The sequence below is a fragment of the Lederbergia citrea genome (assembly GCF_018343525.1).
GTDB lineage: Bacteria > Bacillota > Bacilli > Bacillales > Bacillaceae_C > Lederbergia > Lederbergia citrea.
Genome location: NZ_JAGYPH010000001.1, coordinates 237,139 through 258,812 on the forward strand (window position 1 = coordinate 237,139; position 21,674 = coordinate 258,812).

The following is a 21,674-nucleotide window of genomic DNA, read 5'->3' on the forward strand; positions in this document are numbered from 1 at the left end:
AAGGTGACAATGATGATTCATGATATTAAAGAGGCGGATGACACTCCGCCTCTTGTTGTTGAAAATGCATATCCTGGTACCGTTGTATATCCTCCCGAAGGAAAGCTGGGCCCCAGAATCCAACAAGATTTGCAGTTGGTCATGCTCCATACTGGATCAATGGAGATTCAAGTTGATAAAACGATGTTACAAATCCCTGTTGGGCATGTTACTTTATTAAAACCAGGTCACACTGAAATATTTACCTTTGCAAAAGACCAGGAAACCTGGCATCGTTGGATAACAATTTCTGTTAAATCGATAAGTAAAAATCTTCTTGACGACTTGGGGAAACTGCCGTCATACATACCGATATCAAATCAAATGAATGAATTGACGAGTCTGATGTTAACAATCAGCCGAGAAAATCAAAGCGGTTATAGCCAAGTAAACTGCTCCTTGGGGGAGTCAGCTATTTGGCTATATATTACGGAGTGTCGAAATCAATATCAAAGTAATGTACACACTGCTGTCCTAAAAGCGAAGGAAACGATACAAGGGAAGTATTCAGCAGATCTTAGTTTAAGAGATATATCAAAAGAAAGTAACATAAGTCCGGAACATCTTATTCGTCTCTTTCAAAAACATTTAAACATGACTCCTGTTCAATATTTATGGCTTTATCGGGTTAATTGCGGTATACAATTACTTCGAAGTACCGGCCTGCAAATTGGCGAGATTGCCTTTCAAATAGGATTTAAAACCTCGTATCATTTTTCAAGGGCAGTTAAAAAACATACAGGACGTACTCCTTCTCAGATTAGACAGGAATCTCGTAATAATGTCGGAGCGATAAAAGGGTAGATTGTTTTGTTAATATCCTCAGGGTGAATTTTTTATTTAATTGCAAAGGAGTTAGATGATGAAAATAGATATTCAACAAGCTTGGTGGGCAATGATTGGACTTGGCAATGGCACAAGAGAATGGACGGTAGAAGAGAAATTTGAAAAAATAGCGGAGGCTGGCTTTACTGGTATTTTAGGATCTCTACCGGAGGATAGGGAAGCTGAAAAGTGGAGAAGATTACTGGATGAATATAAATTTAGTTTTGGGATTCATTCGTTTCCTGCTAAAAAGGAAGATCTTCAAATATTATTGCAGAAAGCTAAGGAATTTGGTGTGCAGTATGTCAACTCTCAAGTAATGGGTGAATTTATTATTGGAGATGATGCGATTCAATTACTAAAGGAGCTTGTCGCAGAAGCAAAAGAAGTAAATATTCCTTATTATATAGAAACTCATCGAGGCCGGATTACACAGGATTTAATTAGGACCGTTCAGTATGTAAATGCAATTCCTGATTTAAGATTAACAATTGACTTATCCCATTATGTATTGGCAGGAGAAGGGTGTTCTTCAGAGAGAGCTGAGGAATATTTCGATGTATTGTTAAAAAGAACCTCTTCCATTCATGCGCGTGTTTCAAATGGTCAGCAGATTCAGGTTGATATTGGCCCTAAAGGAGATCACCCAATTACGGAACGATTCGTTCGTTGGTGGGAAAAGGGAATGTCATACTGGTTGGAAGAGGCAAAACCAAATGATGTTCTACCACTCGTGTGTGAACTTGGCCCTCCGGATTATTCAATTACGCGTTATTCTCATTCTTCTCCTAGTGAAATTTCGAATCGTTGGGAGCAGGCAATTGTTTTTAAAAGTATAATGGAAGAGACATGGGGGAGAGTGATAAAGGAAAACGTATAAGGAGAAATAAACTCTTTTTGATCAAGAATTAAACTACTAGGAGACAATACTATGTTCAAATACAGCGTAACCCAATGGATCTTTGGAAATGAGAGTTTGGAAGAAAGTCTAAAAAGACTGCAAAAATATGAATATCACGGAGTAGAACTAGCTGGTGAGCCAGACACAATGGATTTAGAAAAAATTAAGGAATTATTAGAAGAATATAATATGGAATGCAGTTCAATTTGTGGTATCTACAATTCAGACAGAGATCTCTCTTCATCAAATGTGAGCGTAAGGAATCAAGCAATTAACTATGTTAAGAAATGTATTGATATGGCGAAAAAATTAGGGGCATCTACCGTCATTGTCGTTCCTACATCTGTAGGGAAACTCCATCCTGAAACAGATGAAGAATGGGATAACGCGGTATCTAGTTTTCAAGAGGTTGGACAATACGCAAAGCAACAAAATATTATTCTAGCAGTAGAAGCGATAAACCGTTATGAAACATATCTTGTTACAAACCTATATTTAGCTAAACGCTTTGTTGAAGAAGTTCAATTAGATCATGTAAAAATAATGGCTGATCTATTCCATATGAGTATTGAAGAAAGAGACATGACTGAGGCCTTAAGCAATATTTCAGAATATCTCGTTCACGTTCATATTGCAGATAACACAAGAGAGGCTGCAGGTCTAGGCCAAACCGATTTTAAACCGGTGATGTCGTTTCTTAAAAATATTAACTATAACGGTTATGTCACGATGGAGTTTCTTCCTGCTGTTTCAAACCCATATGTCGCTTCAAAACTTGAAGGTGAAACAAATGAATTAGATGAATTTACTCGGCAGTCAATTCAACATATTAAAGAAATAGTTGTAAATGTTTAATATAAAGTTAATGAGAAGGACCCTTTCCGAAAAAAGATAGAAAGGATCCTTTTTTTGGACTTTACTTAGGCTAATAAGATACCTTTCGCAACCTTGATATACGGTTGTAAAAAATGTCGTGTAAAGTTTGTTATTAACTGGAATTTTCCTGGATTCATTGTTAAGATAATTTCGACACCTTGAAAACGGCTAAATAAACCTTATTAAAGGAGGACACAGGATGAAGTGGGCTTTTATGACAGCGAATTTTGTTGCAAAAGAACTGGATTATCATAATAGTGATGACTGGGGGAAATGTCATCAAGCAACGTTCGAAGCCTTTCACGGACCACAATTTTCTTTTAAATTCGAAGAGATGATAGCGCTAACAAAAGAGATGGGATTCGATGCGATAGAGTTGTGGGTTGCCCATTTAGACCCACTACATGCAACTCAAGAAATGATTGATCAAGCTTTACATATTTTAAATAAATACGAGGTAGAAGTTGCTTCATATACTGCAGGTTTTGGTGCTCCAGGCGTAACAGTTGAAGAAGCAACTCGAATTTTTGAGACTTCAAAAGCATTGGGTACACCTGTATTGGCGCAAGCTTTTCATCCGGCAAATGGACCGATTGTAAAAGAGTTAGCTGAAAAATTCGATATTCGTGCTGGTTTGGAAAACCATCCAGAGAAAACACCGCAAGAAGTAATCGATAAAATATCACCTTTTGCACCATGGGTGGGATCAGTGGTAGATACGGGATGGTTCGGCACACATGGCTATGATGCAAGTCAGGCGATTCGTGAATTAAAAGACTATCTTGTCCATGTTCATCTCAAAGATATAAAAGCTGAAGGTGCGCATGATTCATGTATTTTAGGAGATGGAGTTGTAGATATAAAAGGCGTTTTATCCATGCTAAAAGATATTAATTACGAGGGAACTATTACGATAGAACATGAACCACATGAATATGATCCAACCGAAGATGTAAAAGAAAGTTTAAAGCGTGTAAAAATGTGGTGGGCGGAACTGGAAGCTGAAGTAGAAGTAAAATAAAGTGACTGCAACGAACTGTTGAAAATATGAATATTTTGAACGTGCAGCTGTATATATAAAAGAATAATAATCTACTACAAAGGTTGGGATAAAGTGAACAAGGTTCGTGTTGGAATGATTGGAACAGGTGGAATTTCTCATTGGCATGCAAGACAATTAAAAGAACTTGATGATGTAGAAATCTGTGCAATATCAGATCCAAGTCCGCAAAATAGAGAAAATATTATTTCGGAATATCAATTAGAAGGAATTAGACAGTTTACGGATCATAAAGAAATGTTAGAGTCTGTTGATCTAGATGCTGTTGTCATTTGTTCGCCGCACACCCTTCATTTCCAGCAGGCTATGGATGTGTTAAACAGCGGATGCCACGTCTTGATTGAAAAACCAATGGCTTGTTCTAAAGATGAAGCTGAACAAATGATTGAGAGGGCAGAAAAATTAGGAAAAGTCTTGCAAGTTTCCTATCAAAGACATCTTCAACCTGAGTTTTTATTTATTCGCGATGCGATTGCGAGTGGTGAGATTGGGAAGCTGACCTCTGTTACTGCGTCTCTTTATCAAGAATGGGGACAAGGGACGGCGGGGACGTGGCGGCAAATACCATCACTATCAGGTGGTGGAATGTTGATGGATTCTGGCAGTCATATCATCGATGTTCTTCTTTGGACGACTGGCTTAACACCGGTTGAAGTAACGACGCAGATGCAAAAGCATAACTCACCTGTTGAACTTGATTCATTTACATCCATACGTTTTGAAAACGGTGTTGTTGCTGGATTGAATATTGTAGGCTATGCCCCGTGCTGGCATGAAACGTATGTATTCTGTGGAGAAAATGGGGGCATTTTTTACGATAATGGAAAAATCACCATTCGTAGATTAGGTGAGGAGCCAATTACACCACAGCTTCCGAAGCAAACGACGAATCAAGATAAAAGCTTTATCGATGCCATTTTAGGAAAACACGAAGTCAAGATCCCAGGTCAATTTGCAAAAGAAGTAGTCAAGCTTACGGAGATGATTTATCAAGCAGCTGGATACAGTCCGCTTGAGAGTGGAGAATTAAAACTATCATAGGAAGAAAATATAAGTGAAATTCGTTGAAATATTTAAAAGAACTGTCGGGAGACTACCGCCAGTTCTTTGAGTATTTTAATTGCTGAATACTAAATAAACAATAGAAAGAGAGATTAAAATGAGTAAACGCCTTGAAGATAAAGTTATCGTAATCACAGGTGCAACAAAAGGAATCGGAAAGGGAATTGCCTATATTTGTGCGCAAGAAGGTGCGAAAATCGTTGTCAGTGGAAGAAATAAAACAGCAGGTCAACTTGTAGTTGAAGAAGTAACTAGCAAGTATGGAACGGAAGCAATATTTATCCAAACAGATATTTCAACTGAAGCAGCATGCCAAGAATTAATTGAGACATCCGCTAAACATTTTGGTCGAATAGATGGTTTAGTTAATAATGCAGGGATTTTTCCAAGAGGAACGATACTGGAAACATCGGAAGAGTTATTTGATTCGATTTTTGATGTGAATATCAAAGGGGCTTTCTTTTGTTCCAAATACGCTATAAAGGAAATGCTGAAAATCGGCGGAGGATCGATTGTTCAAATTGGCTCTACTAACGCATATAAAGGAATGGAAAATTTGGTTGCTTATTCTTGTTCAAAAGGTGCACTTCTAACGTTAAATAAAAGTATTGCCGCACACTTTGCGAAACAAAAAATTCGTTCCAATTGGATTACTGTAGGCTGGGTAGCCTCTGAAGGTGAAGTGGAGCTTCATGAAAGTATGGGCATGAATGAGCAAAAGCTCCATGAATGGGCTGAAAGTGTGATTCCGACGGGGAAAATGCAAACTGCTGAAGATATGGCTTATGGGGTTGTGTATTTGTTGGCTGATGAATCCAATCAAGTCACAGGTACAGAGCTTCATATCAATGGTGGTTTAGAACTGTAAGGCTCGGCCTACAATTCTAAGAAAATAGATAAGGAAAGGAGGATTCTGCAAAGCGGTGTCGAAAAAGTATAGTGATAGAGCGTATTTTAGGAGGGTTTCCGTACATGATTAAGGGATTAAGCACAGCAGGCATCGGCGAAGTGAAAAATGTGGAGGAACTAGTTCTTCTTGCTTCAGAAAATGGTTTTGGTGCCATTGACGTATCAGGTCAAGAATTACGAGACTTTATCGGTCAAAAAGGACTAGAGGAAGCTAAAGCATTTTTACAAGAACATCAAGTTAAGATTGGATCGATCGGTCTTCCTGTAGAATGGAGACATTCAGATGAAAAGTTTAGAGAAGGGTTAAGTGCGTTACTTAATGACGCAAAAACTGCAGCAGAGTTTGGATGCACAAGTTGCTGTACATACGTTCTTCCTTCGACCGATTATAATGCCGCACATTTTATGGCGTTGGCAACGAAACGTCTTAAATTATGTGCGCAAATATTAAATGAATATGGAATTAACCTTGGACTAGAGTATGTTGGCCCACACCATTTAAGAACAGCATGGAAAAATCCATTCATTTGGGATTTAAAGTCAACACTAGATTGGATTGATGCGATTGGTGAGCTGAATGTAGGATTATTACTAGATAGCTATCATTGGTATACAGCAGGAGAATCATACGAAGATTTACTTGCGTTAAAACCAGCACAAATTACACATGTACACCTTAATGATGCAAAAGATGTACCCATCGATGAAGTGCTAGACAATGATCGTGTCTATCCAGGCGAAGGGGTCATTGATTTAGCTGGTTTTCTTAAAGCACTAAATGAAATCGGATACAAAGGAGCAATCGTACAAGAAATTTTAACAATAGAGCCCCCTAGCGAATCAAATAAAGAACTAGCCGAAAAATCGGGAAAAGCATTTGAGAAAGTTTTCGCTGCTGCTGAATTAAACTAAATGAATAAAGTAGGCGTATGAACGGATTCATACGCCTCTCTAAAGATAATTCAGAATAGTTTGATCTCGGGTGGAAAAAGAAGAGTATTTATAATAAAAAATAAAAAAAGGATGTGTGACTATGAAATTTGGATGTTGTGCAAGTATTGATCAAGCCCAGAATGTACAGGCAGCCGGCTTCGATTTTATTGAATGTACCGTCGTTTCTTTAGTTCCGGAAAAAAATGACAATGAATTCGCCGAGGTTTTAAAAAAATACCAGGAAAGTCCAGTTCCAATCGGAGCATGTAATGTTTTTTTACCAGGAGATATGAAAATTGTCGGTGATACAGTCAACCATAATCGGATAAAAACATATGTGGAAAACGCCTTATCTAGAGTAAAGCAAATTGGTGCCGATACAATAGTATTTGGAAGCGGAGGAGCGCGAACGGTTCCTCATGGATTTTCTCACGATCGAGCAGAAGAACAAATTATACAATTCCTGAATTTAACTGCAGATTATGCTGAACCACTAGATCTTACGATTGTAATCGAGCCTTTAAATAAAAAGGAAAGTAATATTATTAACAGTGTTCGAGAAGCAAATGATTTCGCAGAAATAATCAATCGTAAATCAATTCAAGTTTTAGCAGATTTTTATCATATGGATGAGGAAAAAGAACCGTTAGAAAATATGGTTAAAGCGCAAAAGAATTTGAAACATATTCATGTTGCAGATACCGGACGTTTAGCGCCAGGAACAGGCAGCTATCCTTATGACCATTTCGTTGAGTGCCTAAACCGAGCAAATTACAACGGTCGTGTTTCGATCGAGTGTGGTTGGAATGATTTTAGTAATGAAATCAAAAACGCAAGAGAGTATCTCCAAGAATGTTTCAAGATTCCAAATGATACTGCAAGGATATGAAAAGAAATTCTTTCATTCAAGGAAATGAATAAGCTTTTGTATTAGTTGTTGGATAATAGAACTTAGAAGAAAATCAAGAATGCGCTAAAGTGGAATTAATCGAACAACTAGAGTTAAATAATGGGCAAAATACCGCAATCTTAAACAATTTGTGTTTTCTGAGTATTGATATAATACATCCAATGAAAGAAAGTTTAATTTAATATGTACAAGGTTAATTAATTTGTTTGGTAAACAAAATTAATTAATTACTTTCACCAAAAAAATTAAGCGTTTTCATTAATGGAGATTTTGGAAGAAAGGAGAATATTATGGTCAATGGTACACAAACGCAAACTAATTCCCTTCCAGGTTTAAAAGAAAATTGGCAGGCTAGTAAAAAACGAAAGCATTCTCAGTATATTTGGTATGTTTTCCTTGCCCCAACTTTGTTAGGTATATTGTTTTTTATGGTCTACCCTATTTTCGAATCACTGCGATTAAGTTTTTATAATTCAAATGGAACGATTGAGACATTCACCGGTCTTAATAACTTTAAAAGGGTGTTATCGTCGGGTAACTTTTGGAACGCAGTTTGGAATACGTTTTATATTGGTATATTTCAAATTGCTATTACTGTACCTCTAGGTTTTATTTTCGCATCTTTAATTAATACTGTGAGAAGGGGACAAAATTTCTTAAAGGTGATTTATTTTTTACCAAACGTTACATCGATTGTCGCTGCTTCGATGATATTTGCTTTTGTCCTTCATCCCGAAATGGGTATCATGAATTTCGTGCTTGCTAAGCTCGGTTTGCCAACATCAACATGGTTATCAGATCCTTCTACTGCTAAATGGGCGGTAATTTTATTATCTATTTGGCACTGGATAGGATTTGTTATTATTATCTGCCTAGCTAATTTACAATCGATTTCTTCCGAAATGTATGAAGCTGCAAAAATTGATGGTGCAAGTGGAATTCAACAATGGTTGTTTATTACTATACCTAACATGGCTGGAACATTTGCCTTTTTGCTTATTACCGGATGGATAGGTGCTTTACAAAGATTTAATGAAATATATGTACTTGGTGGTCCAAACGGAAGTCCTGCTCGTTCTATCCAGACAATGGGGGCTTTCATATACGAAAGAGGGTTTACAGGTTTTGAGTTTGGGATTGCATCAGCCGCTACCTATATCATGTTTATAATTATACTGGTCTTTACATTTATTAATCTTAAAGTATCGAAGATGAAAATATAACTTTGAGAGGAGGGGTATGATGGCAAGGTCTATGACGATGAAACAATCGCAACGTTTAACCAATACCTTTATTTTTATTATTCTATTAATCTTTGGATGTTTACTTATGGCACCATTTGTATGGATGATAAGTGTCGGGTTTGATAGAACAGCCAATGTTACAATGCCATTTCCGCCGAAATTAATACCAGATAATGTATCAGAATTTAATTATGGAATTATTTTTGAAAATGGAAGGGTTTTCAAAGCCTATTTAAATTCTGGTATTGTGACAATTAGTTCCGTTTTAATAACAGTATCTTCAGCGCTTTTGGGAGGCTATGCGTTTTCCAAAGGAAAGTTTAAAGGGAAAAAACTACTGTTCCTGATAGTTTTGGCAACACTAATGATTCCAATCGAACCTCGTTTAATTCCATTGTATAAATTGTTTAATAGCGTAGGTTTACTAAATACGTTTTGGCCATTAATTCTTCCTTCTTTAGTAAATGGGTTTTTATTATTCCTTTGTAAACAGTTTTTTGACCAGTTACCTGATACATTACGTGAAGCAGCCCAAATTGATGGTGCCGGTGAATTTAAAATTTTCTTGAAGGTTTATAGTCCCTTAGCAGGACCGATTGCGGCGACAATGGTAATCCTATCCTTCATTTGGAGTTGGAATGATTTTTTGTGGCCATTGGTTGTATTGAATAATCAGGAACTACACACAGTACCTCTTTTTTTAGCGAGCTTCTCGTTGGAAAATGGTACGAGTTTAGGAGGATTAACGATGGCTCTAGCAACGGTCAGTATATTGCCAATCGTCATAGTGTACTTATTTTTACAACGGTACATAATTCAAAGTATTGCGCTAAGTGGTGTAAAGGGAGAATAGTTAATTTTCCTGTTTTTAATTCATTCGAAAAAAATCAAGTTAGTTCACCTAAAAATAAAGGAGGAAAAATAATGATGCATAGAGGATTTAAACAAAAGACGACTTTATTAACCTTAGTTTGTATGTTAGTTCTAATGATTGCGCTGGTAGGTTGTAATAAATCGGAATCAGGCGGCAATAATTCTGAGTCAGCGAACGGAGACTGGAAAGGTCAAACGTTAAAAGTACAAATGATTGGTAATTTTAGTATGGATTCGGGGACAGATCCAGTCACTGGTGAGAAAGTAAAAGGATTAGATGAGTTGAAAAAAGAATTCGAAAAAAATTATCCGGGAGCAAAGGTAGAATTTATCATCATGCCGTGGGAAGGTTACGTTGAGAAAACACAAGCTATGTTGACCTCTGGTGAGGCCGATGTTTATCAAATGCCTGGTATAGCTGATTTTGCTGCACAAGGTTTAATGGAGCCATTACAACCTTACATCGATGGGGATAGTCAATTTGACCTTGATATCTTTATTGATAATCAAGTCAATGGTTGGAAAGCTTTAGGTCCAGATGATAATGAACTGCAAATTTTTGGATTGCCGTTTCTAGGTGATGCCCGCTTTATTGTTTATGATAAACAGCTTTTCGATGAATGGGGAGTAGACTATTTATCAGATAACCCTACGATGGAAGAAGTAATGGATAAGGCTAAGCAGATGACTGGTACTAACCCAAAAACAGGGGAGAAAAACTATGGTGTTTACTTTCGTGGAGATTGGTCTAGCGCCTTTACTCTAGTCAATTTAGCTGAAGGTCAAAACGGAAAATGGGGAGAAGGGTTTGCTTGGGATGAAGTAAAGTTTAATTTTAACTCACCTGAGATGCTTACCGGTTTAAACTGGTTACTTGAAATGAAAAAATATGCACCAGAAGGGATTATGAGTAACCAAGGAAATGAAAAATGGCTGACAAAGGACAATAATATCGCTATATTGCTAAACCAAGGACCCGGAGATCTTGTTAAACAAACCTATGCGCAAGGGTTAGAGGATCGTATTGCTGTTGTTCAAGAGTTTAAAAATGACGAGGGTGTAGGGAGCTTGTTTGCAGGTAGTCCGATTGCCATCGCAAAAAATAGTAAAAATAAAGAATTGGCATGGGAATGGATGAAATTTGCTACAGGGGATTTCGCTCAAAAGTTTATTTTTGAAGAACAAGGCTTAATGCCCGCTGTTAAATCTGCGTTTGAATGGGATAGTGTGAAAGAAGTAGATCATTTAATGAATCCGATATTTAAAGCGATGAGTACACCTTATACACCAAGATATCCATGGGGTTCGTCACAACCAAGGTTTATATTACAATCTGAAATTGAGGCAGCACTGACTGGAAAAAGAAGTGCCGAGGATGCGTTAAATCGAGCTCAAGCAGAAAGTACCGACTGGGTGAAAAACAGATAATTGGATAGATAGAGGAAATAGAAAACCGGATATCGGCCTGTAGTGTGTCCTGATTATTGATCACATACAATAGGTTATGATATTCGGTTTTGAAGATTCAGTGATTATTAACTTATAGTGGACTACAATGGGATACGAATAACACAAAATTGACTGTATATAGAGGAGAAGAGGTAATGGAGAATTCTGTTTCAATCGTTTTAATAGGTATCGGTGGTTATGGAAATACGTATCTTAAAAAGTTGCTAGATGAGAGTCAACAGATGAAAGCTAGAATCGCGGGTGTTGTAGATATCCATCCAGAGAGAAGTGAGAATTACGACAGAATTGTAGAAAACAATATTCCTGTTTTTGCGACCATAGAGGAATTTTATGCTAGCAATGAAGCAGAGCTCGCAATCATTTCAACTCCTATTCACCACCATGCATCTCAAACTTGTTATGCTTTGGAACACGGCAGCAATGTCCTTTGTGAAAAACCAATGTGTGCATCTGTTGAGGAAGCTAATAAAATAATCGAAGCGCGAAATCGTACAGGGAAATTTGTTGCCATCGGCTTCAATTGGTCATATAGCCCAGCAGTACATACATTAAAACAAGATATAATGTCTGGTATCTTTGGAAAGCCAAAACGTATGAAGACGATTGTTAACTGGCCACGTGATGAGGAGTACTATAAACGAAATACATGGGCGGGCCGTTTATATAGCGATGAAGGGGATGCAATTTTAGATAGCGTTGCAAATAATGCAACCTCCCACTTTCTTCATCATATGTTTTATCTATTGGGATCAAAAAAAGATAAAAGTGTTCGTTTGCATACAGTAACAGCCGAGTTGTACCGTGCAAATCCAATTGAAAGCTTTGACACTTGTGCAGTTACAGTGACAACGGAAGAGGATATAGAGGTAATGTTTTACGCAACACATGCTGTTAAGGATTCATTGGGACCTCAATTTATTTATGAATTTGAGCAAGCAACTCTTTATAGTACAAAAGATGAGAATGGCAACGAAGTGATCGCTCGTTTTCAGGACGGAAGTGAAAAAGTATATCCAGACTCTGAAAAGGATCATCTTCAAAAACTGACAACCTGTATTGAGGCAACGGCAAAAGGGAACCATGATATTCCTTGCGGACCCGAGGCAGCACTACCGCATCTATTATGTATAACGGCTATGCACGAATCGTCCAAAATTATTCCATTTCCTGAAACACTTATTAAACGAGATGAGGAAACGAATGTGACATGGGTAGAGGGATTGAATGAGACGTTGGTCCAATGTTATGAAAAATGGTGTTTACCAAGTGAAATAGCGGTGGACTGGGCTCAAGGAGGGGAAACAATAGATTTTAGAAAAAACAAAATTAATAATGGAAATCAGATTTAATTTATCTAAAATTTTATTCTAAAAAAATAATTTGATGTCGTGCCTTGGCAATGAGGGTTTAATCTTCCTACTGAATAGTTAAATTCAGGGAAAAATATGAATGAATAATAAGGAGCGGAAATTATGAAACTAGCTTTTACCACATTAGGTTGTCCAAAATGGGATTTGGAAACAATTGTATCAAAAGCAGTGGAGTATGGTTACGATGGTGTGGATTTTCGCGGATATTTAGGTGAAATGGAAATTTATCGTTTACCGGAATTTTCAACGGATATTGAAAATACGAAAAAGAAATTTAAGGATGCTTCTTTGGAAGTTCCGTGTTTTTCTAGTTCAATACGTTTATTCACAACGTCAGAGGCAGAATTAGAAGGTTTTTTAGATGAATTAAATCAATATGCTCTATTATGTAAAGAGTTTAACACCCCATATATTCGTGTTTTTGGTGGGAAGATTGAAGATACGCCACGTCAAGACGCAATTAATATTGTAGCTGATAATCTTCGGAAGATGCTAAAGATAGCAGAAGAATATCAGGTTAGTTTGCTATTAGAAACACATGATGATTGGACAAATTGCGAATATGTGGAAGAAGTTTTAAAACAGGCCAAATCGAATTATTTCCATGTGCTATGGGATGTACATCATCCTTACCGAACCGTTAATGAGAGTCCCGAATTAACGTGGAAAACTTTGGGGAAAAGCATTAAGTATACGCATTGGAAGGATTCGTATATTACGGATGATACAAAGCGTGGCTATCAACTTTGTCTACTTGGAGAAGGTGATATTCCTTTAGAACGAATGTATCGAATTCTAAAAGACAAAGGATATTCTGGTTACTTTACACTCGAATGGGAAAAGAAATGGTGGCCAGATATTGAAGAGCCGGAAATCGCTTTTCGTCAATATACGACATTTATGAATACGGTGGCGGGAGAAGCAGTAAAGTAGTTTATGTAAGCAGGGGGAGGTGATTTTTTCCACCCTGCTTTTTTTATTCATGGTCCTGATTTAGCCTTCTATACTGATTCGGCGAGATATTCATCGTATTTTTAAAAGCCCTGTAAAAAGTAGAAAGCGTTTCGTAACCTATTTCAAAGCAAATGGTGACGATATCTTTATTTGTATTTGTAAGCAGCTTTTTAGCTATTTCAATTCGTACTTCAGTTAAATATTGGGTAGGGGTCTTGTGATAATATTCTTTGAAAATTGTATTGACATAACGAGAACTAATCCCCAGTTTCGCCGCAATTTCATTAGTAGTGAGTGGTTCGTAGTAATATGTATCGATATAATTTTTAATTCTTTCTGAACGAAGGCTATTTGTATCTTGTATATGGGATTTTTCGCCAGATCTTATAATAATAAGTAGAATTTGAAGGAGGTGGATTTTTAATGCCCAGCCCGAAAAGCTGTCTTCACTCGTTTGTTCGTATAGCATTTTTCTTAAAGTCTGTCGTAATTCACTGCTAGAAATCGGATTTGGATTGAAAAACTGTGACACATTAAAAAGCTCATCGTTTAGCTCATGTTCTCCAAAAGTCCCGAACGAGTGTATATCAAATGCAAGTACAAGTAAGGTTAAACGAGAATGGGAAAAAATAGAATGACTTGAGTTTGGAACAATGAGGGCGAATTGATCCTGAGTAATGTTATATTTTTTTCCATCGAGTAAAATCTCACCTTGCCCTTCGATCGCATAAAGAATTTGATGGATATGATGGTGATGTTCATTTACTACATTACCTTCATTATGTTTGCTTTCATAAAGGTGAATCCCATAATTAGGTAGAAGAATCTCCCTTACCTTCATTATTTTTGCCTCCATAAGGTACTGGTATATATACTTCATTTCTTATTATAAATGAAAAACACCTTTGTTCCAATATTGCGAATCATTATCCTAAATTCATAAGACAGATAATTGTATATCTTTTAAAATAAAATCATGAACAATATCAAAATGAAAGAAGGGGTCTTAAATGGGAACACAACGAGTAGGAATTATTATGAATGGTGTGACAGGTCGGATGGGAACGAATCAGCATCTTATCCGATCGATTTTGGCAATCAGAGAACAAGGAGGCGTAATACTTCCAAATGGTGATGTCATTATGCCAGATCCTATTTTAGTAGGTAGAAATGAAAAGAAATTGCAAGCTTTAGCTGAGAAACATCAAATTGAACGTTGGAGCACAGATCTTGATCAATGTCTGTCTAATCCAGATGATCAAATTTATTTTGATGCACAAACAACCGTTCATCGTTCGGAAAGTGTTAAAAAAGCAATTGCAGCAGGCAAACATATTTACTGTGAAAAACCAACATCGACAAGCCTTGAGGGCTCGCTTGAATTAGCAAAGTTAGCTAAAGAGGCTGGTGTGAAAAATGGAGTAGTACAAGATAAGTTATTTCTTCCAGGCCTGCAAAAATTAAAAAGATTAATAGATTCAGGTTTCTTTGGGCAAATCTTGTCAGTTCGCATGGAGTTTGGTTATTGGGTATTTGAAGGAGATTGGCAAGAAGGACAGCGCCCTTCTTGGAATTATCGAAAAGAAGACGGTGGCGGAATGATTGTGGATATGTTCGCACATTGGCGATATGTGTTGGACAACTTGTTTGGCAATGTGACAGCAGTATCTTGTCTGGCCACTACACATATTCCAAACCGTGTAGATGAGCAGGGGAATGAATACAAGTGTACAGCAGACGATGCTGCCTATGCTACATTCGAGCTGGAAGGCGGCATCATTGCCCAAGTGAACTCTTCTTGGGCTGTTAGAGTGAATCGAGATGACTTGCTTACGATTCAAGTAGATGCAACTGAAGGAAGTGCCGTTGCTGGGTTGCGGGACTGTAAAGCTCAACATCGTATAAATACGCCAAAGCCAGTTTGGAACCCCGATATTGAAAACCCTTTCAACTTTACGGAACAGTGGAGTGAAGTACCGAATAACCAAATTTTTGACAATGGTTTTAAAGTTCAGTGGGAGCTTTTTCTAAAACATGTCGTTGCTGATGGATCATTTCCTTGGGATTTATTAGAAGGTGCAAAAGGTACTCAACTATCAGATCTAGGAATCCAGTCTTGGCAAGAGCGTCGTTGGATTGAAGTACCGGAACTGAAATTGTAAAGGAGGAAAAAAGATGACTTATTCATTAAAGTTGCCAAGTGCTGATGGTTCCTTATTTACATACGAGCCGAGTAAGGCTGCACCTTTTAAAATCCCAAACAAGCCATTTGAATGTAGAATAGCTTTTTCTGCCGTTCATGTTGTGTGTGACCCGCTTGCAAATGCAGATCCACTTAACCATCCGCAAATAGATTGGGAGAATACACTCTCTTACAGGCGTCATCTTTGGTCAATGGGTTTATCTGTGGCGGAAGCAATGGATACAGCTCAAAGAGGAATGGGCCTCAACTGGGAATCGGCGAAAGAGCTTATTCGCAGATCGGTTGCTGAAGCAAAGTCCGTCGGTGGCCGGATTGCTTGCGGAGCTGGTACAGATCATCTCTTACCCGGCCAAGATGTCAATCTGAATGATGTAATAGCTGCCTATGAAGAACAATGCGAATTTGTTGAAGGTGAAGGTGGGCAGATTATTTTAATGGCAAGCCGGGCACTTGCGGCATGCGCAACTGGTCCGGAAGATTATGAACGAGTATATGGGCGCATTTTGCAAAGCGTTTCTAAACCGGTTATTTTACACTGGCTCGGTGATATGTTTGACCCTGCACTTACAGGTTATTGGGGACACGATGATTTAGATCTAGCGATGGAAGTGTGTCTGCGTGTAATACAAGATAATGCCGATAAAGTGGATGGGATAAAAATTTCACTTTTAGATGCGGATAAAGAAGTTAAAATGCGGCGCATGCTTCCTGAAGGAGTGCGCATGTATACAGGTGATGATTTCAATTACGCAAGTCTCATCCAAGGGGATGAATTCGGATTTAGTCATGCACTTCTTGGCATCTTTGATGCGATCGCACCAGCGGCATCTACTGCACTTCATGAACTAGATCAAGGAAACCTGGCACAATATCACGAAATTCTTGAGAAAACCGTACCACTTTCCAGACATATTTTTCAAAAGCCGACCTATGCCTATAAAACCGGTATTATTTTCATGGCCTATCTAAACGGACATCAGTCCCATTTTCGGATGATTGGTGGAGCTGAAGGATCTAGGTCCATGATTCATCTTGCTGAACTATTCGTATTGGCCGACAAAGCTGGTTTACTAGTAGATCCGGAACTGGCTGTCAAAAGAATGAAACTCGTTACGGAATTGTCGGGAATTCGATAGGAGGAGTAGAGAATGAATCAGTTGCAGTCAATTGATAGACTTAGCTTAAATCAAATCACAACGAATCGATGGAGCTTAAAGGAAGCGGTTGAAGGTAGTGCACGCGCTGAAGTTCCTTGGATTGCGCTATGGCGTCATAAAATAGAAGAAATCGGACTAAAAGAGAGTAAGAGAATCATTCGTGATGCAGGAATCAAGGTTTCAAGTATCTGTCGGGGCGGAATGTTTCCAGCCCCAACAGAAGCGGAGCGGAAGGAAAGAATCGACGATAATCGCCGCGCTGTTGATGAAGCAGCTGAACTTGGGACAGACGTCCTTGTCCTCGTATGCGGACCTGCGCCAAATAAAGATTTATCGGGAGCAAGGCAAATGGTAGCTGACGGAATTGAAGAGCTCATTCCATATGCAAAGGAAAGAGGCATAAAATTAGGGGTTGAGCCGCTACATCCGATGTATGCCGCGGAACGATCCGTAATAGTGTCGTTAGCACAGGCAAATGATCTGGCTGAAAAATATAGTCCAGATGAAGTCGGTGTTGTTGTCGATGTCTTTCACATTTGGTGGGATCCGGATATGTTTAAGCAAATTGCTCGTGCTAAAGGAAGGATTCTCGGCTACCACGTATCTGATTGGATTGTTCCTACACCAGATCTATTAATGGGCCGTGGCATGATGGGTGATGGAGTCATAGATTTGCGTCCAATTCGTTTAGCAGTTGAGGAAGCTGGATATAAAGGACCAATTGAAGTGGAAATTTTCAACCAAGAAATTTGGGATCAGCCGGGCGATGATGTTTTGGCTTTAATGAAAGATCGTTATATAAAATATGTTTGAAAAACCAAGGGAGAAGTGAATTGCTTCTCCCTACTTTAAATAGATAGAAGGAATGGAAGGGATGAAGAAATGGCGAAAGAAATAAGCAGTGACCGATCATACTGGATTCAGACGATGCGGAAAATCGCCGAGCCTGTTCTCCAGTCCGTATCTCAGCAACAATTAAAATCACGAATGCCCGTCGAAGCAAAACTGGATGGGAGGGAAAAATATAGTCATTTGGAAGCATTCGGCAGGTTATTATGCGGAATGGCCCCATGGTTGGAAAGCGGCCCAACAATTGGCGAAGAAGGACAATTAAGGAATACATATATTAAACTCGCGAGACTTGGCTTAGATGCAGCAACTAATCCGGAGTCACCTGACTTCATGAACTTTTCAGACGGTCAGCAACCGATTGTTGATGCCGCTTTTCTTGCTCATGCGCTTATTCGTGCACCAAAGGAATTATACGGCAAACTCGAACCTAATGTTCAGAGAAATGTAGTTAAAGCACTGAAATCTACTAGAAAACAAAAACCTTTTTTCAATAACTGGTTGTTATTTTCTGCCATGATTGAAACAGCTCTATTTCGAATTGGTGAAGAATGGGACCCTATGAGAGTCGATTATGCTTTGAAACAACATGAACAATGGTATGTTGGTGATGGTTTGTATGGAGATGGGCCGGAATTTCATATGGATTATTACAATAGCTTTGTTATCCAACCTATGATGGTTGATATACTAGAGCTTTTGGGAGATCAATTCCCCGATTGGAAAGAGATGAAAGAGCCCATCATCAAGAGAGCGAAAAGGTATGCAGTCATACAAGAACGAAGTATCTCACCCGAGGGGACTTTTCCTGTTGTTGGCCGGTCACTTACATATCGATTTGGGGCTTTCCATCATTTAGCACAAATGGCTTTCCAGCATCGACTAGATGAAAACCTTCACCCTGCACAAGTACGTTGTGCGCTAACAGCGGTAATTAAGAGATTAATAGAAATGCCGGGCACTTTCGATGAAGAAGGCTGGCTGCGTATTGGTCTCTGCGGACATCAGCCGGAATTAGGGGAAGGGTATATATCAACAGGAAGCTTATATTTATGTGCAACAGTTTTTTTGCCTCTTGGACTACTAGAAAATGATCCATTCTGGCAAGGAGAGGCTGACTGGACCTCCAAAAAGGCATGGTCAGGTGGGGCGGTTCCGATTGATTATGCTTTTAGTAATCATGAATGGAAAATTTAGGTTATTTTTTGTTAGGTAAGATAATGTTTTCCGTCCGATCTTTTTTTATTCTTTTATAGCAAACGCCGAAATTTCTTGAAATTTTTGTAGAAAAAAGAGACAATGCTATAAAAGGATAGGGAGTTGCTGTTGATGATGATCGACAAGGAGCTTCTGCAACATGATGTGAAAGTTGTTGCGGAACTAGAAAAAGATCTCCGATACATAGCGGCTATTGTTAAACAGAAGGGCCGCGAGCTTTTAACAGATTATTTGATTACTCCGCCACAGTTTATTGCCTTACAATGGCTTTTTGAAGAAGGCGATATGACAATTGGAGATTTATCTAATAAAATGTATTTAGCATGTAGTACAACGACGGACTTGATTGACAGAATGGAAAAAAAAGACCTCGTTGAACGTGTTAAAGACCCAAAAGATCGGCGTGTTGTTAGAATACATTTATTAGATAAGGGCTTGAAAATCATAGATGAAGTAATCACAAAAAGGCAGGGGTATTTGCAAGATGTTCTTGTTGATTTTTCTGCTGATGAGGTAATAAAGTTAAAGGATAGTTTGTCCAAACTGCACCACGATATGCGAAAAGAATGAGGCGGGAAATTTGGAACAGGCGATAGGTGTAATTGATTCGGGAGTAGGCGGATTAACCGTTGCTAAAGAAATAATGAGGCAGATGCCAAATGAAATCATTTATTATGTGGGTGATACAGCCCGCTGTCCATATGGGCCTAGACCTGTACATGAGGTGAGAAAATTCACTTGGCAAATGGCGGATTTTTTAGTAAAACGAAATATTAAAATGCTTGTGATTGCTTGCAATACCGCAACGGCAGTCGTATTGGAAGAGATGCAATCTGTCCTTGATATTCCAGTTATAGGTGTTATTTCACCTGGCTCGCGTGCGGCATTAAAGGTGACGAAAAACAGCAAGATAGGGATACTGGGTACAATAGGAACGATTAAGAGTGAAGCATACGTAAGGGAGCTTCAATTAATTAACCGTCACGCAGATGTGATCCAACTGGCATGCCCAAAATTTGTTCCAATTGTAGAAAGTCTTGAGTACAAGAGTAATGTTGCAAAGAAGGTTGTGGCGGAAACATTATTACCATTGGAGGGGAGCGGCATTGATACGCTCATTCTTGGATGTACACATTACCCTCTACTAGGCCCGGTCATTGAAAATGTCATGGGTAAAGATGTGAAAGTTATTAGTTCGGGAGAAGAGACGGCACAAGAAGTCAGTACCATCCTTGCTTATAATAAACTTTTGAACACCTCTCAGACTCCTCCTGAACATTGCTTTTACACAACAGGCTCACGGAAAATCTTCAAGCAGATTACCTCGGATTGGCTAAATAAGCGTAATTTACGTATTGAATTAGCTAATCTCGTTCATCAGGAAAAACAATTTATTTATTAATGAAAAATCAGCTCAAAGACAGGGCTGATTTTTTTATTATTATTTAGGAAATTATTAAATAATACTTTGAGGATAAATTCTAAGAAAGTGAGTAGTCATTCAGCTTCAGCGCCTAGCCCCTCGAGGTCAAATGTTCTGATCCAATAAAAGTCAAGATCGGACTTTTTTTGGATCAGAACATTTGCTTGTCGGGGCTGATCAAGGCGCTTGCGCTTTTGTTCTTAGTTTTAAAATTTTTACTGATATGCCGAAAACTTTTGGCCAAGCGGTCTATTCCTAAGAGAAAGCTCGTATATATGGAGTACAAACTGTCTTAGGAGGGGTACAAAATGTCAAAACGGTCGAATGTGGCCTTAACTGCTTCTGCAGTGCTGGCAGCAAGCATGTTTTTATCCGGCTGCGGTCTCTTCGGAAAAGAAAAAGAAAGTCTCGATCCGCCGAAGGAGGTTTCTTATTTAAAAGAAGGTGAAAAGCTTGACGCTTCTCCTGATACAGAAACGGCCGGTGAGGAAAAAGCAGAAACGGTAATGCAAGATGTTTATTTGATTGATCGGAATGGCTTAGTCGTAGCGCAGACACTGCCTTTACCGAAAACGGAAAGTGTCGCAAAGCAGGCGTTAAGGTATCTTGTGGCAGATGGACCGGTAACCGATATCCTACCGAATGGTTTTAGGACAGTTCTGCCAGCGGGAACTGAAGTAGATGTAGACATCGATGATGGGAAAGCGGTCGTAGATTTTTCAGAAGAATTCTCTAGCTATGATGTAAAAGATGAAAAGAAAATCCTTCAAGCGGTTACATGGACCTTAACACAATTTGATTCGGTAAAAACGGTGGAGCTCAGAGTGAATGGCTATCCACTAACTGAGATGCCTGTAGGTAAAACGCCTATCAGCCCTGATGGTCTATCCCGTGCAGACGGTATTAATACTGAAAATGCGGATGCTGCAGATATAACGAATACTCGGCCAGTTACGGTTTATTATTTGGCCCAAGGAAGCGAAGATCATTATTACGTCCCTGTTACACGGCGTATTGCTAATACTGAAAAAGATGATGTAGTTGCGGTGATTAACCAGCTTGTGGAGGGTCCGGGAATGCAAAGCGAACTAATAAGCGCTTTAATGGATGATGTTAAATTGATGGAAAATCCAAAAATTGAAAATGGAAATGTAGTTCTTAATTTTAATGAAGCCATTCTTGGGCCCAGCGAAAATAAAGTGATTGCCGATGCAACCCTTCGTTCGATTGTACTATCTTTGACAGAACAGCCTGACATTGAAAGCGTGTCTGTCATGGTAGATGGAAGTTCTGATCTAGTCAATGAAGAAGGGGAGTCGTTAACAGCGCCGGTCACCCGTCCAGAAAAAGTGAATACCGGTAGTTTTTAAAAGCGGAAATTTGATATACTATATAACA

The 21,674-nt window shown here is 38.6% G+C and carries 21 protein-coding genes; 20 read left to right on the forward strand and 1 reads right to left on the reverse strand.

Going from position 1 to position 21,674, the window contains the following annotated elements:
- Nucleotides 1-12 precede the first annotated feature (12 nt).
- From KHA88_RS01225 to KHA88_RS01285, 13 genes are all read left to right on the forward strand, one after another.
- Nucleotides 13-843 carry an AraC family transcriptional regulator gene (locus KHA88_RS01225; protein ID WP_213121300.1) on the forward strand — a complete coding sequence of 277 codons (831 nt, stop codon included), beginning with the start codon at nt 13-15 and terminating at the stop codon, nt 841-843.
- Between the two features lie 58 nt (nt 844-901).
- Entirely contained in the window at nt 902-1,744 is an 843-nt protein-coding gene (locus tag KHA88_RS01230; protein WP_249312852.1) for a sugar phosphate isomerase/epimerase family protein, read from the forward strand.
- Nucleotides 1,745-1,795: 51 nt separating this feature from the next.
- Nucleotides 1,796-2,620, forward strand: a complete 825-nt coding sequence (locus KHA88_RS01235) for a sugar phosphate isomerase/epimerase family protein (protein ID WP_213121302.1) — start codon at nt 1,796-1,798, stop codon at nt 2,618-2,620.
- Between the two features lie 220 nt (nt 2,621-2,840).
- Nucleotides 2,841-3,662 carry a sugar phosphate isomerase/epimerase family protein gene (locus KHA88_RS01240; protein ID WP_213121303.1) on the forward strand — a complete coding sequence of 274 codons (822 nt, stop codon included), beginning with the start codon at nt 2,841-2,843 and terminating at the stop codon, nt 3,660-3,662.
- 93 nt (nt 3,663-3,755) lie between these two features.
- The gene (locus KHA88_RS01245) at nt 3,756-4,742 is read left to right on the forward strand and encodes a Gfo/Idh/MocA family protein (protein WP_213121304.1); all 987 of its coding nucleotides are present in this window, start codon (nt 3,756-3,758) and stop codon (nt 4,740-4,742) included.
- Nucleotides 4,743-4,860: 118 nt separating this feature from the next.
- Nucleotides 4,861-5,631 carry an SDR family NAD(P)-dependent oxidoreductase gene (locus KHA88_RS01250; RefSeq protein WP_213121305.1) on the forward strand — a complete coding sequence of 257 codons (771 nt, stop codon included), beginning with the start codon at nt 4,861-4,863 and terminating at the stop codon, nt 5,629-5,631.
- Between the two features lie 104 nt (nt 5,632-5,735).
- A complete protein-coding gene (locus KHA88_RS01255; protein WP_213097564.1) occupies nt 5,736-6,584 on the forward strand; it encodes a sugar phosphate isomerase/epimerase family protein in 849 nt (282 codons plus the stop codon).
- A 121-nt stretch (nt 6,585-6,705) separates the two neighbouring features.
- Nucleotides 6,706-7,494 (forward strand): sugar phosphate isomerase/epimerase family protein, encoded by a 789-nt coding sequence (locus tag KHA88_RS01260; protein ID WP_213097889.1) that lies wholly within the window; start codon nt 6,706-6,708, stop codon nt 7,492-7,494.
- A gap of 311 nt (nt 7,495-7,805) precedes the next feature.
- Complete coding sequence (locus tag KHA88_RS01265; RefSeq protein ID WP_213097563.1) at nt 7,806-8,738, forward strand: carbohydrate ABC transporter permease; 933 nt, start codon at nt 7,806-7,808, stop codon at nt 8,736-8,738.
- A gap of 19 nt (nt 8,739-8,757) precedes the next feature.
- On the forward strand, nt 8,758-9,612 hold the full coding sequence (locus KHA88_RS01270; protein ID WP_213097562.1) for a carbohydrate ABC transporter permease: 855 nt from the start codon (nt 8,758-8,760) through the stop codon (nt 9,610-9,612).
- Nucleotides 9,613-9,683: 71 nt separating this feature from the next.
- On the forward strand, nt 9,684-11,060 hold the full coding sequence (locus KHA88_RS01275) for an ABC transporter substrate-binding protein (protein WP_249312860.1): 1,377 nt from the start codon (nt 9,684-9,686) through the stop codon (nt 11,058-11,060).
- 176 nt (nt 11,061-11,236) lie between these two features.
- Nucleotides 11,237-12,451: a Gfo/Idh/MocA family protein gene (locus KHA88_RS01280; RefSeq protein WP_213097561.1), complete on the forward strand. Its 1,215-nt coding sequence runs from the start codon at nt 11,237-11,239 to the stop codon at nt 12,449-12,451.
- 123 nt (nt 12,452-12,574) lie between these two features.
- The gene (locus KHA88_RS01285) at nt 12,575-13,405 is read left to right on the forward strand and encodes a sugar phosphate isomerase/epimerase family protein (RefSeq protein WP_213121306.1); all 831 of its coding nucleotides are present in this window, start codon (nt 12,575-12,577) and stop codon (nt 13,403-13,405) included.
- A gap of 43 nt (nt 13,406-13,448) precedes the next feature.
- On the opposite strand, the gene KHA88_RS01290 is transcribed toward KHA88_RS01285, so the two are convergent.
- On the reverse strand, nt 13,449-14,267 hold the full coding sequence (locus tag KHA88_RS01290) for an AraC family transcriptional regulator (protein ID WP_213106748.1): 819 nt from the start codon (nt 14,265-14,267) through the stop codon (nt 13,449-13,451).
- A 169-nt stretch (nt 14,268-14,436) separates the two neighbouring features.
- On the opposite strand from KHA88_RS01290, the gene KHA88_RS01295 reads away from it, so the two are divergent.
- The 7 genes from KHA88_RS01295 (at nt 14,437) to KHA88_RS01325 (ending at nt 21,646) form a co-directional block, all read left to right on the forward strand.
- On the forward strand, nt 14,437-15,588 hold the full coding sequence (locus tag KHA88_RS01295) for a Gfo/Idh/MocA family protein (RefSeq protein ID WP_213121307.1): 1,152 nt from the start codon (nt 14,437-14,439) through the stop codon (nt 15,586-15,588).
- A 13-nt stretch (nt 15,589-15,601) separates the two neighbouring features.
- Nucleotides 15,602-16,765, forward strand: coding sequence for a dihydrodipicolinate synthase family protein (locus KHA88_RS01300; protein WP_213097557.1), 1,164 nt, complete (start codon nt 15,602-15,604; stop codon nt 16,763-16,765).
- A gap of 12 nt (nt 16,766-16,777) precedes the next feature.
- Nucleotides 16,778-17,599: a sugar phosphate isomerase/epimerase family protein gene (locus tag KHA88_RS01305; protein WP_213106750.1), complete on the forward strand. Its 822-nt coding sequence runs from the start codon at nt 16,778-16,780 to the stop codon at nt 17,597-17,599.
- Between the two features lie 69 nt (nt 17,600-17,668).
- Nucleotides 17,669-18,832, forward strand: a complete 1,164-nt coding sequence (locus tag KHA88_RS01310) for a DUF2264 domain-containing protein (protein ID WP_213106751.1) — start codon at nt 17,669-17,671, stop codon at nt 18,830-18,832.
- Between the two features lie 132 nt (nt 18,833-18,964).
- Entirely contained in the window at nt 18,965-19,423 is a 459-nt protein-coding gene (locus tag KHA88_RS01315; RefSeq protein WP_213097554.1) for a MarR family winged helix-turn-helix transcriptional regulator, read from the forward strand.
- Between the two features lie 10 nt (nt 19,424-19,433).
- A complete protein-coding gene (gene racE, locus KHA88_RS01320) occupies nt 19,434-20,255 on the forward strand; it encodes a glutamate racemase (protein WP_213106752.1) in 822 nt (273 codons plus the stop codon).
- A gap of 329 nt (nt 20,256-20,584) precedes the next feature.
- A complete protein-coding gene (locus tag KHA88_RS01325; RefSeq protein WP_213097552.1) occupies nt 20,585-21,646 on the forward strand; it encodes a GerMN domain-containing protein in 1,062 nt (353 codons plus the stop codon).
- Nucleotides 21,647-21,674: the final 28 nt, after the last annotated feature.